The 11,824-nt window shown below is 71.4% G+C and carries 11 protein-coding genes; 8 read left to right on the top strand and 3 right to left on the bottom strand.

Features of this window, described 5'->3' with window-relative positions; genetic code table 11:
* Positions 1 to 469: 469 nt before the first annotated feature.
* The 4 genes from ATL45_RS25890 (at position 470) to ATL45_RS25905 (ending at position 3,689) form a co-directional block, all read left to right on the top strand.
* A complete protein-coding gene (locus ATL45_RS25890; protein ID WP_093160446.1) occupies positions 470 to 682 on the top strand; it encodes a ferredoxin in 213 nt (70 codons plus the stop codon).
* Positions 682 to 2,037, top strand: a complete 1,356-nt coding sequence (locus ATL45_RS25895) for an NAD(P)/FAD-dependent oxidoreductase (RefSeq protein WP_093160449.1) — start codon at positions 682 to 684, stop codon at positions 2,035 to 2,037. The genes ATL45_RS25890 and ATL45_RS25895 overlap by 1 nt, the downstream gene beginning before the upstream one ends.
* Before the next feature lie 17 nt (positions 2,038 to 2,054).
* Positions 2,055 to 3,275, top strand: a complete 1,221-nt coding sequence (locus tag ATL45_RS25900) for a cytochrome P450 (RefSeq protein ID WP_093160387.1) — start codon at positions 2,055 to 2,057, stop codon at positions 3,273 to 3,275.
* A 63-nt stretch (positions 3,276 to 3,338) separates the two neighbouring features.
* Complete coding sequence (locus ATL45_RS25905; RefSeq protein ID WP_093160385.1) at positions 3,339 to 3,689, top strand: hypothetical protein; 351 nt, start codon at positions 3,339 to 3,341, stop codon at positions 3,687 to 3,689.
* Between the two features lie 41 nt (positions 3,690 to 3,730).
* Here ATL45_RS25905 and ATL45_RS25910 read toward each other — a convergent pair whose 3' ends face one another.
* Positions 3,731 to 4,915: a styrene monooxygenase/indole monooxygenase family protein gene (locus tag ATL45_RS25910; RefSeq protein WP_093160382.1), complete on the bottom strand. Its 1,185-nt coding sequence runs from the start codon at positions 4,913 to 4,915 to the stop codon at positions 3,731 to 3,733.
* A gap of 345 nt (positions 4,916 to 5,260) precedes the next feature.
* On the opposite strand from ATL45_RS25910, the gene ATL45_RS25915 reads away from it, so the two are divergent.
* Together ATL45_RS25915 and ATL45_RS25920 are read left to right on the top strand one after the other, a co-directional pair.
* Positions 5,261 to 5,809, top strand: a complete 549-nt coding sequence (locus ATL45_RS25915; RefSeq protein ID WP_093160379.1) for a TetR/AcrR family transcriptional regulator — start codon at positions 5,261 to 5,263, stop codon at positions 5,807 to 5,809.
* Positions 5,810 to 5,910: 101 nt separating this feature from the next.
* Positions 5,911 to 6,930, top strand: coding sequence for an SDR family NAD(P)-dependent oxidoreductase (locus ATL45_RS25920; protein WP_093160377.1), 1,020 nt, complete (start codon positions 5,911 to 5,913; stop codon positions 6,928 to 6,930).
* An 81-nt stretch (positions 6,931 to 7,011) separates the two neighbouring features.
* Here ATL45_RS25920 and ATL45_RS25925 read toward each other — a convergent pair whose 3' ends face one another.
* Together ATL45_RS25925 and ATL45_RS25930 are read right to left on the bottom strand one after the other, a co-directional pair.
* A complete protein-coding gene (locus ATL45_RS25925; RefSeq protein WP_093160374.1) occupies positions 7,012 to 8,211 on the bottom strand; it encodes a cytochrome P450 in 1,200 nt (399 codons plus the stop codon).
* The gene (locus tag ATL45_RS25930) at positions 8,189 to 9,631 is read right to left on the bottom strand and encodes an MFS transporter (RefSeq protein ID WP_093160372.1); all 1,443 of its coding nucleotides are present in this window, start codon (positions 9,629 to 9,631) and stop codon (positions 8,189 to 8,191) included. Before ATL45_RS25930 ends, ATL45_RS25925 begins: the two co-directional genes overlap by 23 nt.
* A gap of 261 nt (positions 9,632 to 9,892) precedes the next feature.
* On the opposite strand from ATL45_RS25930, the gene ATL45_RS25935 reads away from it, so the two are divergent.
* Positions 9,893 to 10,540 carry a TetR/AcrR family transcriptional regulator gene (locus tag ATL45_RS25935; RefSeq protein WP_093160443.1) on the top strand — a complete coding sequence of 216 codons (648 nt, stop codon included), beginning with the start codon at positions 9,893 to 9,895 and terminating at the stop codon, positions 10,538 to 10,540.
* 72 nt (positions 10,541 to 10,612) lie between these two features.
* Positions 10,613 to 11,782 (top strand): NAD(P)/FAD-dependent oxidoreductase, encoded by a 1,170-nt coding sequence (locus ATL45_RS25940; protein WP_246025547.1) that lies wholly within the window; start codon positions 10,613 to 10,615, stop codon positions 11,780 to 11,782.
* Positions 11,783 to 11,824 lie beyond the last annotated feature (42 nt).

Here is an 11,824-nt window from a genome sequence, read left to right on the forward strand (position 1 = left end):
TTTCGGTTGAAATCGGATTCCCGCCACCGCGGGGTCTGGCAACAACGCAACAGATCCGATTTCAATTGAAATCGCTACACCCCGCAAGGTGACCACCTGCGGCTTTGAACCCGACGCAACCCCGTGCGCAGCCGCAGGACGCCGCGCAACGCTCGACCGGTATCACCGCCGAAGGCTTTGGCGGTGATACCGGGGAGACCTGGCCGTCGGTGATTCCGTCGAGGACGGGCCGGGTTTGGGTTCACTGCGGTGGGTGGTCGCCCTGGGTGGTGTAGCGATTTCAATTGAAATTGGATTCGTCGCGTTCGCGGCGGAACCTGCGGTGGGGAGGATCCAATTTCAACCGAAATCGCGGAGGTTCACCGCCACTGTGACGGTCGTGAGTGGATTCGCCCGCACTGGTGCGTTGGTGGTCATGCTGGGTGCCGGTCAGCATGGGGTCAGCCCGACTTCGAGGGGGCGAGGTCAGATGCGGATCAACGTCGATCTCAACCGGTGCCAGGCTTATGCGCAGTGCGCCTTCTTGGCGCCTGACGTGTTTCGGTTGCACGGTGAGGAGGCGCTGCTCTACCAGCCGGATGTCGACGAGGCGCGGCGTGACGACGTGTTGCGGGCCGCGGCCGCCTGTCCGGTCCAGGCGATCCTCCTGGACCGCGTTGAGGTGCCGAGGGGCGAGCGGTGATGATGCGGGACGGTCGCATCGTGATCGTCGGTGCGTCGCTCGCCGGGTTGCGTGCCGCCGAACACCTGCGGGATGCGGGTTTCGTCGGGTCGCTCACGCTGGTCGGGGACGAGGCGCACGAGCCTTACGACCGGCCACCGCTGTCCAAGCAGGTCCTGCTGGGGCAGGTGTTGCCGGAGCACACCGCGCTGCCCCGGACGCGTGAGATCGACGCGGAGTGGCGGCTCGGCATCGCCGCCGCCGGGTTGGACCGCGACCGCAGACGGGTGCAGCTGGTCGACGGTTCCGAGATCGAGTACGACCGGCTGCTGATCGCCACCGGCGTGCGTTCGCGGCCGTGGCCCAACGAGGCCGAAGCCGCCCTGGAGGGGGTGTGCGTGCTGCGCACCCGCGACGACACCGCGCGTCTCGGCCGCCTGTTGGCGCGGCGTCCGAGCCGGGTGCTGATCATCGGCGCCGGGTTCACCGGTTCGGAGATCGCCTCGGCGTGCCGGGAGAGAGGATTCGCCGTCACCGTCGCCGAGCGCGGCGCAGCCCCGCTGGTGGGCGCGCTCGGCGGCGTCGTCGGCGACGTCGCCGCGCAGCTGCAGCGGGAGCACGGCGTCGACCTGCGCTGCGGTGTCATGGTGACCTCGCTGGAGGGCGATGCCGGTGGGCGGCTCAGGCGGGCCCACCTCTCCGACGGTTCCGCGCTGGACGCCGACATCGCCGTGGTGGCGCTCGGCGCGGTGCGCAACACCAGGTGGCTGGAGGGTTCGGGCCTGGCGGCGGGGCCGCGCGGTGTCGCCTGCGATGCCGGGTGCCGGGCCTTCGACGTGCACGGCATCGTCACCGACGACGTGTTCGCCGCGGGTGACGTGGCCCGGACGCCGCACCCGCTGTTCGGCTACCAGTTCCTCTCGCTGGAGCACTGGGGCAACGCCGTGGCGCAGGCCGAGATCGCCGCGCACAACATGATCAGCGCCGATTCCCGGCGGCGGCCGCACCTGTGGACGCCGTCGTTCTGGTCGGCGCAGTTCGGCGTGAACATCAAGTCCGTGGGTGCGCCGACGATGGGCGAGGAGATCGTGGTGACCCAGGGCTCGCTCGCTGACCACCGCTTCGCCGCCGCCTACGGCTACCAGGGGCGGGTGATCGCCGCGGTCGGCTTCGACCACGGGAAGTGGATGGGCGGCTACCGGCGGCTGATCGAGCAGGCCGCGCCGTTCCCGCCCGAGCTGCCCGGCAGGCGCGGCGAGCGCCCGGTCCCGGCCCGGTTCCCGGATCCGGCGCTGCCCAGCCACGGGCCCACCGTCACCCTGACCGGCCACTCGCCCAGCGAGAAGCGGGTCGTGTTCACCCCGGCCCGAGCCTGATCGACGGGAGACCTCGGATGTCCTCGACCAGCCCGGTGCAGCGGATCGCCGACCAGGCCGCGCGCCCCGATCCGTACCCGGTCTACGCCGAACTCCGCCGGAGCCCGGTGATCCGCGACGAGAGCGGCGTGCACCTGGTAACCACCTACTGGGAGATCCACGACCTGCTCCAGGACTCGCGGATCAGCTCCGACGCGCGCAACCTGGCGCCGGGCGCCAACCCGCTGCTGGCCGAGGAGGGCGAGGCGACGCTGCCGCCCAGCTTCATCCGCCTGGACCCGCCCGAGCACGACCGCCTGCGCCGGCTGGCGATGCGGCCGTTCGGCCCGCCGCACAGCCCGCGCCGCATCCACGACATGCACGGCGAGCTGACCGCGATCGTCACCGACCTGCTCGACGGGCTCGCGGGCCGCGAGCGGTTCGACGTCGTCGACGACTTCGCCTACCCGCTGCCGGTGGCGGTGATCTGCCGGCTCCTGGGCGTGCCGACGGAGGACGAACCGCGCTTCCGCGTGATGGTCGACGGCGTGGTCGCCGGGCTGAACCCGGCCCAGCCGGTGGAGGAGCGGCGCGCCGCGCAGCACAGCCGCTTCGAGCTCGGGCAGTACCTGGCCGAGCTGATCGAGGAGCACCGCCGCCACCCCGGCGAGGACATGCTCTCCGCGTGGGTCACCGATGAGGGCCCGGAGGGGCGGATGTCGCTGGTCGAGATGGTCACCAACGCGGTCCTGCTGCTGATCGCCGGGCACGAGACCACCGTCAACCTGATCGCCAACGGCGTGCTCACGCTGCTGCGCCACCCGGACCAGCTGCGGCGCCTGCGCGAGGACCCGTCGACGGCGCCCCAGCTGGTGGAGGAGCTGCTGCGCTACGAACCGCCGGTGCAGTTCCTCCCGCAGCGGACCACGCTGACCGATCTGGACGTCGCGGGCACCGTGATCCCGAAGGGCGCGCCGGTGTGGCTGCTGCTGGCCTCCGGCAACCGCGACCCGAGGCGCTTCACCGATCCGGACACCTTCGACCCGGCCCGCGAGGACAACCAGCACCTCGGCTTCGGCTTCGGCATCCACGCCTGCTTCGGAGCTCCGCTGGCCCGGCTGGAGACCCAGGTCGCGCTGACCGAACTCGTCAGCAGGCTGGCCGATCCGCAGCTGCCGGAGGACCCGCCGCCGTACCGGCCGAGCCCGGTCCTCCGCGGCCCCCGCCACCTGGAGATCACCGGGCGGCTCGTCGCGTAGCGAAGTCCACAGAGGACACTCGACGTGCGATTGCGGGCCGGGCGCTTCCGGTAGGCTGGTTCCGTGCCGTTGATCGAGGTCGTCCACTCGCCCGATGTGCCGGAAGAAACCCTTCACCGGCTCGGTGATGCGCTGCCGCACCTGGTTTCGCTCGCGGTCGAGTGCCCCGAAGAGCCCTACGACCACAATCTCAAGCCCGGCGACGTGGAGCTGCGCTTCCGGCAGCTCGGCCCCTTCGACCGCAGCGGCCTGGCCTTCGTGGTCGAGGTCCGCTCGAAGTGGTTCGAGAGCCGCGCCGCCAACCGCCAGGAACGCGCGGATTCCCTGCACGAGGGGATCGAGAAGGCGACCGGCCTGAGCGACTTCGGCGTCTACCTCTCCCTCCCGGTAGCAGCCTGGTCCCAAGGCGACTGACGCGCACCGTTTGAGATGGATCGTGGTGGGGCGCAGTAGTTTCAGGGGCTCAGGAGCCAGTCGGTGTCTTCGGCGGTTTCGATGATGCCGGTGAACTTCCGCAGGGTCGCGTGGTCGTTCGTCGAGCTCAGAAGGCGTTCCAGCAGTTGCGGTGGGGGATTGAGCATTGTGTTGGCGACCGTGGTGGCGTCGCGGCCGCCGCCCGGTGCGGTCCACCACGCGTCGTGCGTTCGCTGCATCCACTCCGCGTCGAATGCTCCGGTGTGCTCGGTGGTGGCCGCTGCGTGCATGGCGGCGGCGGTCACCGCGGAGTTCGCTCCCGACGCGGTGAGCGGATCGTTGGTCACGACCGCATCGCCCAGGCCGAGCACCGCGCGTCCCGACGGCAGCACGGCGACGGGGTGGCGCACGATGGGAGTGATCGCGCCGGACAGCGCGGCGCGGTCGTCGGTCAGCGTCCTGCCTGCGAGCGCCTCGTGCTCGCGCGGGACGTCGCGCAGCAGCTCGCGGATCCGCTCCCACAGCTCGCCGGACCGCGGGCGGTCGCGCCAGACGTCCCACGGTCCGCCCGGTAGCGCTTCGACGACGACGGCGTGGCAGGGCCCGGTGAAGGTCAGCGCGGGCACGACGAGCAGCTCACCGGCGCCGGGCACGATGGACCAGCGGATCGTGTCGACATCGCCGGCGTGATCCGGAACCCGCAGGTAGACCGCGGCGATCTGGCGCTGCGGCTCGGTGTGCTGCGACAGCTCGTCGTTTCGCCGGAAGAGCTCGCAGCCGCGGCCGGTGGCCACCAGCACCAAGTCGTGTTCGGCGGTGAGGGCCTCGAGAGCGATCTGGTCGACGGTCCGGTGTTGCACGGTCGCGCCGTCCGCGTCGTTGAGCGCCTCCATCCAGGTGGCCAGCTTCATGCGGTGGTCCACCGACTGCGCCGGGGAGTCGAGCAGGGCGTCCGACCAGTCCAGCACGCACTGCTTCTCCAGCCAGATAGATAATCGGCCATTCGCGATCACCGGTGCGGTGTCGTCCCAGAACGCCAGACCGGCGCCGCGTTCGGGGCGCAATCGGGGGCCGAATACGCACTGGGTGGAGATGATCGGGCCATTGCGGAGATCGTCCGGGCGCTGCTCGGACAGCAATGTCACCCGATGCCCGTCGCGCTGCAGCAGATGTCCGGTCAGCAGTCCGGCGATTCCGCCACCGACGATCGCAACGCTCCTGGTCATTGTGCCTCCTCAGCGGGTGACCACGTTCCGGCTCTCCGGGGTGGCCGATGCGGCCCGGTCGCTCTTGGCGCGCCGGAGTTCGGCGTGGCTCCTGCACTTCCGGTCGCTCGTGGTCGGACATCGGGTGGCTGGGCCGACTTCGGGTGATGGTGGCAAGAAAGCGATTCGAGTGCTTGCTGATTCACATGTGAAGGTATCGGTAAATTTACCGTGGAACCGAAGATCTCCGATGAATTCATCCTGAGCGGATATGCGATCGCGAGAATGGTTGAAATATCGACCAATTCTGCACGCCCGACCGATCCGATCGGTTGACCGACCGAATCGGTCGGGTAGGCTCAGGGCATGGCACGAGCGTTGCGGCAGCACGTGGACGAGGAGATCCTCGACCGCGCGGCTGCGCTGTTCGCCCAGCACGGCTTCGAGCAGACGTCCCTGAAGGCGCTGGCGGACGCTGTCGGGCTCTCGAAAGCGGGGCTGCTGCACCACTACCCGAGCAAGGAGGCGCTGCACGCGGCTGCGCTGGAGTTCTCCGCGGTGCGGAGCAGGCAGGTGCTCGACCGCGTCGCGGCGCTACCGCTGGGCCCGGCTCGGGACCGGCGCGTGCTGGAGCTGCTGACCGACACCGCGCTGGACCGCCCCGGCCTGGTAGCGCTGCTGTTCCGCCCGGTCACCACGCCGGAGGCGCACAGCGCGGAGCACGACGCGCTGCTGTCCGAGCTGTTCGCGATCGACCCGTCCGACGAGGAGCGGCTGATCCGGGTCACGGGTGTGCTCAGCGCCTTGGCGGTGCTGAGCCTGGCCGCCAACTACCGCGGCGACAAGACCTCGTGGCGGCCGCGCATCGTCGACACCTGCTTCGACGCCCTCGGTCACGCGGGCTCAGCCGGCTGATGCTCGGTCGGGGACGGCGATTTCGCGCGATGTCGTCATCCGCCCCTCGGGGAGACCGCTGATCTCGCGCGAAATCGCCACACCGCAGTCGAGGAGATGACATGGCAGCCGGAACCGAGCCGTTGACCGCGAACAGCCCGGTCGGGGAGTGGCTCGCGCATCCCGAAGGTGCGCCGCTGCTGCGGGAACTGCTGGCGCAGGCCGGTTTCGACGAGCAGGTCCTGACTCCGGTGCGGCAGCTGCCGCTGCAGCAACTGGCCGACATGAGCCGGGATTCGCTGCCGCAGGAAGTCGTCGAGGACCTCGTCCGGAACGCCAACGGCGGCACGGTGCCCGAGGAGCCCGCGGCGGACGCCGGGTGGCGGGAGCGGATCACGCCGGGGCGCTTCGACGGGCGGACCGTGATCGTCACCGGCGCCGCTTCCGGGATCGGCCGGGCCACCGCCTCCCGGATCGCGCGGGAAGGCGGCCGGGTGGTGGCGGTGGACATCTCCGCGGATCGGCTGGCGGACCTGGCCGCGCAGCTGCCCGGCTCCGACGTGGTCACCGTCGTCGCCGACCTGACCGACGCCGGCCACCTGCAGCGGATCCTCGACGCCGCCGGGCCGCGCATCGACGGGCTGGCCAACGTGGCAGGCATCAGCGACGACTTCTCCCCGATCCACGAGGTGTCCGACGAGGTCTGGCAGCGCGTCTTCGCGATCAACGTCGACGGCCTGTTCCGGCTGACCCGCGCGGTCGTCCCGGTGATGCTGGCGGCCAACGGCGGCTCGATCGTCAACGTCGCGTCCGAGGCGGCGCTGCGCGGATCCGCCGCCGGCGTCGCCTACACCGCTTCCAAGCACGCCGTCGTCGGGATCACGCGCAGCACCGCGTTCATGTACGGGCCGCAGGGAATCCGGGTCAACGCTGTCGCGCCCGGCGGCGTGGCCACCGGGATCACCAGCGCGGGCAGCACCTCGGAGTTCGGCGGCAGCCGCATCCGCGACTTCCTCGCGCTGATCCCGCCGATCGCCGCCGCCGAGCACCTCGCGGCTTCGATCACCTTCCTGCTCAGCGATGACGGCGTGAACGTCTCCGGCGCGATCCTGCCGTCCGACGGAGCCTGGTCCGTCCAGTGATCCAGGCCCCGTTTCCGCTGGTGGCCGCCCGTGAGCGTGTTGTGTTGCTATAACACCACAAAACGCTCACGGGACCTCGTGCTACCAGGCGACGGGGAGTTCCTTGAGGCCGTAGATGGCCTGGTGGGTGGCGAAGGCGACGTCCTCGTCCGGCACGGCCAGGCGCAGGTCCGGGAACTCGCGCAGCAGGGCGGGGAAGGCGATGCGCATCTCCATGCGGGCCAGCGGTGCTCCGAGGCAGTGGTGGATGCCGTGGCCGAAGCCGAGGTGCGGGACAGCCGGGCGGGTGATGTCCAGGCGGTCCGGGTCGTCGGTCAGCTCCGGGTCCCGGTTGGCCGCCGGGAGGTTGAACACCACCAGGTCGCCGCGGCGGATGGTGCTGCCCTCGAACTCGACGTCGCGGGTCGCCATCCGCGGCGAGCCGGCGTTGACCACGCTGAGCCAGCGCAGCAGCTCCTCCACGGCCCTGGCCGCGATCTCCGGGTCGTCGCGGACCAGCGCCAGCTGCTCCGGGTGGCGCAGCAGCGCCAGCGTGCCGAGGCCGAGCATGTTCGAGGTCGTCTCGTGGCCCGCCACCAGCAGCAGGTTGCCGATGCCGACGAGTTCGGCGTTGCTGAGCCGGTCGTCGTGGTCGCGGATCAGCATGCCGATGAGGTCCTCGCCGGGATCGCGTCGGGCGCGCGCGACGAGTTCGTTCATGTAGGCCAGCGACTGCGCGGCGAGCTCGGCCTTCTCCTCCTCGGGCAGCGTGGTGTCGAGCTGGCGGCTGGTGCGCTCCTGGAACTCGGCCTGGTCGCCGGTGGGCACGCCGAGCAGCTCGCAGATGACCAGCGACGGGATCGGCAGCGCGAATTCGGCGACCAGGTCGGCCGGTGCGCCGCCGCGCGCCATCGCCGCCAGGTGCTCGTCGACGATCTCGACGATGCGCGGTTCGAGGCGGCGCATGCGCCGCACGGTGAACTCCGGGGTGAGCATCCGGCGCAGCCTGGTGTGGTCCGGCGGGTCCAGGGAGAGCAGGTTCCCGCTGCGGTCGCCGGAGAGCTGGCGCGGATCCAGCGTCAGCCCGTCGAGGTCGTCAGGCCCCCAGCCGCTGCGGAAGGCATCCGCGTCGCCGAGCATCCGCCGCACGTCGGCGTGCCGGGTCAGCAACCACGCCGACGGCCCGAACGGCGTTGGAACCTGGACGATCCCGGGCCGTTCGCGCAGCGCCGCCACATCGGGTGCCGGGCCGAACCCGGTGCGGAGGCGGCCGTTTCGCTCAGCGCCGGTGGACTGGTTCATGCGGGCTCCTCTTCGGATGTGCGGGCAGGAAAGCGGCGATCGCCAGGGCGAACAGCGCGGCGACCGCGCCGATGACCAGCACCAGGCGGAACCCGGCGAGGGAGGGGACCGCCACGCCGCCCAGGTCGACCGTCAGGTGCGCGAGCACGACGCCGGCGACCGAGCTGGACAGCGAAGTGCCGATGGAGCGCATCAGCGTGTTGAGGCTGTTGGCCGCCGCCGTCTCGGACACCGGCACCGCGGCCATGACGAGCGCGGGCAGCGCGCCGTAGGCGAGCCCGATACCGGCGCCGATGACGCTGGACGCGATCACGAGCTGCCAGATGCCCGACATCATCACCAGGCACAGGCCGTACCCGGCGGCGACGACGAACGCGCCGGTCATCAGCGTGACCTTCGGGCCCCTGCGCCGCGAGATCCGGGCCGACACCGGCGCCATCGCCATCATGATCAGCCCGTTCGGAGCCATCACCAGCCCGGCGGCCAGGATCGACTGACCGAGCCCGTACCCGGTGGCCTCGGGAAGCTGCAGCAGCTGCGGGATGACCAGCGACGTCGCGAACATCGCGAACCCGAACACCACGGAGGCGGTGTTGGTGAGCAGCACCTGGCGGCGCGCGGTGGTGCGCAGGTCGACCAGCGGTTGCGGCGCGCGCAGCTCCCACCAGCCCCACACCGCCAGCACCACCAGCCCGGCGCCGAGCAGCCCGAGTGTCCAGCCGCCGCTCCAGCCCCAGTCGGCGCCCTTGGAGATCACCAGCAGCAGGCACAGCAGCGCGATCGAGAGCCCCACCGCGCCCGGCAGGTCGAACCTCCCACCGGTGCGCACGCGAGATTCGGGCACCAGCGCGGTCACGAGCGCGGCTCCGACGGCGCCGAGCGCGGCGGCCACCCAGAACAGCGCGTGCCAGTCGAGGTTCTCGGCGATGAGCGCGGCCGCGGGCAGCCCGAGCGCCCCGCCGACGCCGAGGGAACCGCTCATCAGCGCGGTCGCGCCACCGAGCTGCTCCGGCGGCAGCTCGTCGCGCATGATGCTGATGCCCAGCGGGATCACGCCGGCGGACAAGCCCTGCAGCACCCGTCCGGCCACCATCGGGCCGAGCCCGGTCGACAGCGCGCAGACGACCGAGCCCAGCACCAGCATCCCGAGGCTGAACAGCAGCATCCGCCGCTTGCCGTACATGTCGCCGAGGCGGCCGACGGTGGGCGTGGCGATGGCCGCGGCCAGCAGCGTCGCGGTGATCGCCCAAGCCGCGTCGGCCGCGCTCGCGTTCAGCAGCTCGGGGAGCTGGGGGACCAGCGGGATGATCAGCGTCTGGGTGAGCGCGACGACGATGCCGCTCAGCGCCAGCGCCGGGACGACGGTGCTCGACCGCGCCTGCGGGGGCGGGGCCGCGACGGGCGTGGAGGCACGGGTCATGGGTGGGAGGGCTCCCATCGTCTGCGCGACCGGGTCCGGCGGTTTCCACGAGGGCCGATCGGCGCGTTCGCCGCTCACCCCTTTTAAGTCAACTGCTTGACTGACGATAGCAGCGGCCACCGCGCCCGCCCGGGGTGGTCGCCGGAGGCGGGCGAACTGCGGGTCACACTGGAGGCGCTGCGCTGCGCGCCGGGGTCGGTGCCGCGCCGGCGGGAGGGGCTCGTCGTCGACGGGCCGCGAGGTTCAGATGCGGTGGTGAACATGATGGTGCGAACGACGGGATCGGCGCGGTCCGCGGCCACGCGGGAGCTGATCCTCGCGGCCGCGGAGCGGCTCTTCGCCGAGCACGGCGTGGCCGCGGTGTCCAACCGCCAGGTCAGCGAGGCGGCTGGGCAGGGCAACAACACCGCGGTCGGCTACCACTTCGGTTCCAAGGCCGACCTGATCCGCGCGATCGTGCGCAAGCACAGCCGGCCGATCGAGCAGCTGCGCGGCGAGATGGTCGCCGCGGTGGGCGATTCCTCGGACGTGCGCGACTGGGTGGCCTGCCTGGTCCGCCCCTCCACCCGCTACCTCGCCGAGCTCGGCTCACCGACCTGGTTCGGCCGCTTCGGCGCGCAGGTGATGACCGATCCCGCCTACCGCGAGATCATGGTGGCGGAGTCGCTCAGCTCGGCGCCGGTGCTGCGCGCGACCGACGGGCTCAACAGCTGCCTGCCCGATCTGCCGCTGGAGGTGCGGCTGGAGCGCCGGGACATGGTGCGCCAGCTGATGGTGCACATGATCGCCGAGCGGGAGCGCGCGCTGGCCGATGGCGAGCCGACGCCGCGGGCGTCGTGGGAGGACACGGCCAACGGCCTGATCGACGGCATCGTCGGCCTGTGGATGGCGCCCGTTTCCAGCCGCTGACGCGCCGGAGCTGGCATTGTGGGGTCATCCGGCTCCGGTGCGCGCCGGTGCTGCCGAGTTGAGCGAGGTGTCGTGAACGACCTGCGAGAGGTCCTGGTGGTCGGCGCGTGCGCCGCTGGTCTGTCCACAGTGGAGGCGCTGCGGCGGAGGGGCTACGACGGTGCGGTGACCGTGCTCGGAGCCGAGCAGCACCTGCCCTACGACCGGCCGCCGCTGTCGAAGAAGGTGCTCTCCGGCGAGTGGCAGCCCGACCGGACCAACCTGCGCCAGGAGTCGGCGCTGACGGCGCTGAAAGCGGAGTTCGTCCTCGCCGACGCCGCGGTCGGCCTGGATCCGGCGACGCGCACGGTGCGGACCGCCTCCGGCCGCGCCCTGACCGCGGACGCCGTCGTCATCGCCACCGGCGCGAAGCCACGGGTCCTGCCTGGGCAGGGCGGCCTGGACGGCGTCCACGTCCTGCGCACCCTGGAGGATTCCCTGGCACTGCGGGAAAGCCTGCTCGCGGCGTCCCGGCTGGTCGTCGTCGGCGAAGGTGTGCTGGGTGCCGAGATCGCCGCCACGGCCCGCACCATGGGGCTGGCCGTGACGATGGTCGGCCCGCAGCCGATGCCGATGCACGCCCAGCTCGGTCCGCTGGTCGCGCAGCGCCTCGCCGCGCTGCACGCGGAGCGCGGAGTCGAGCTCCGGCTGGGAGTCGGTGTGGACGGCTTCACCTCCGAAGGCGGCCGGGTCACGGGTGTGCACCTCAGCGGTGGTGAGGTGCTGCCCGCCGACGTGGTGGTGGTCGCGATCGGAGCGGTCCCGCAGACGGCCTGGCTGACCGGCAGCGGGCTGGAGCTCGACAACGGCGTGGTCTGCGACTCGCACTGCCGCGCGGCGCCGGGAGTGTTCGCGGTGGGCGACGTCGCGCGCTGGTGGCACGACCGGCTGAACGCGCTGGTGCGCTTGGAGAACCGCACGAACGCGACGGAGCAAGCCGCCGCGGTGGCGGCGAACGTCCTGGGCGAGAACCTGCCGTACACGCCGGTCCCGTACTTCTGGAGCGACCAGTACGACGCCAAGATCCACGTCCACGGCCTCGTCCCACCGGGTGCGGAACCGACCATCGTGGACGGATCGCTCGAAGAGGGCCGCTTTGTGGCGAAGTACGACCGGGACGGCCGGACGACGGGCGTGGTGGGCTGGAACATGGCCAAACAAGCCCGGATCCGCCGCCAGGAGCTCCTCCAGCCGATGGGATGACCGGGGAAGGCACCTCCGGGAAGCAAGTCGCCTAAAGGTGCC

Origin of the sequence: Saccharopolyspora antimicrobica, from assembly GCF_003635025.1 — a bacterium.
GTDB classification, from domain to species: domain Bacteria; phylum Actinomycetota; class Actinomycetes; order Mycobacteriales; family Pseudonocardiaceae; genus Saccharopolyspora; species Saccharopolyspora antimicrobica.

Coding starts and splice junctions, on each gene's coding strand:
- ATL45_RS25890 (WP_093160446.1), top strand. CDS start 470: ATGCGGATCAACGTCGATCTCAACCGGTGCCAGGCTTATGCGCAGTGC.
- ATL45_RS25895 (WP_093160449.1), top strand. CDS start 682: ATGATGCGGGACGGTCGCATCGTGATCGTCGGTGCGTCGCTCGCCGGG.
- ATL45_RS25900 (WP_093160387.1), top strand. CDS start 2,055: ATGTCCTCGACCAGCCCGGTGCAGCGGATCGCCGACCAGGCCGCGCGC.
- ATL45_RS25910 (WP_093160382.1), bottom strand. CDS start 4,915: ATGACCAGGAGCGTTGCGATCGTCGGTGGCGGAATCGCCGGACTGCTG.
- ATL45_RS25915 (WP_093160379.1), top strand. CDS start 5,261: ATGGCACGAGCGTTGCGGCAGCACGTGGACGAGGAGATCCTCGACCGC.
- ATL45_RS25920 (WP_093160377.1), top strand. CDS start 5,911: ATGGCAGCCGGAACCGAGCCGTTGACCGCGAACAGCCCGGTCGGGGAG.
- ATL45_RS25925 (WP_093160374.1), bottom strand. CDS start 8,211: ATGAACCAGTCCACCGGCGCTGAGCGAAACGGCCGCCTCCGCACCGGG.
- ATL45_RS25930 (WP_093160372.1), bottom strand. CDS start 9,631: ATGACCCGTGCCTCCACGCCCGTCGCGGCCCCGCCCCCGCAGGCGCGG.
- ATL45_RS25935 (WP_093160443.1), top strand. CDS start 9,893: ATGATGGTGCGAACGACGGGATCGGCGCGGTCCGCGGCCACGCGGGAG.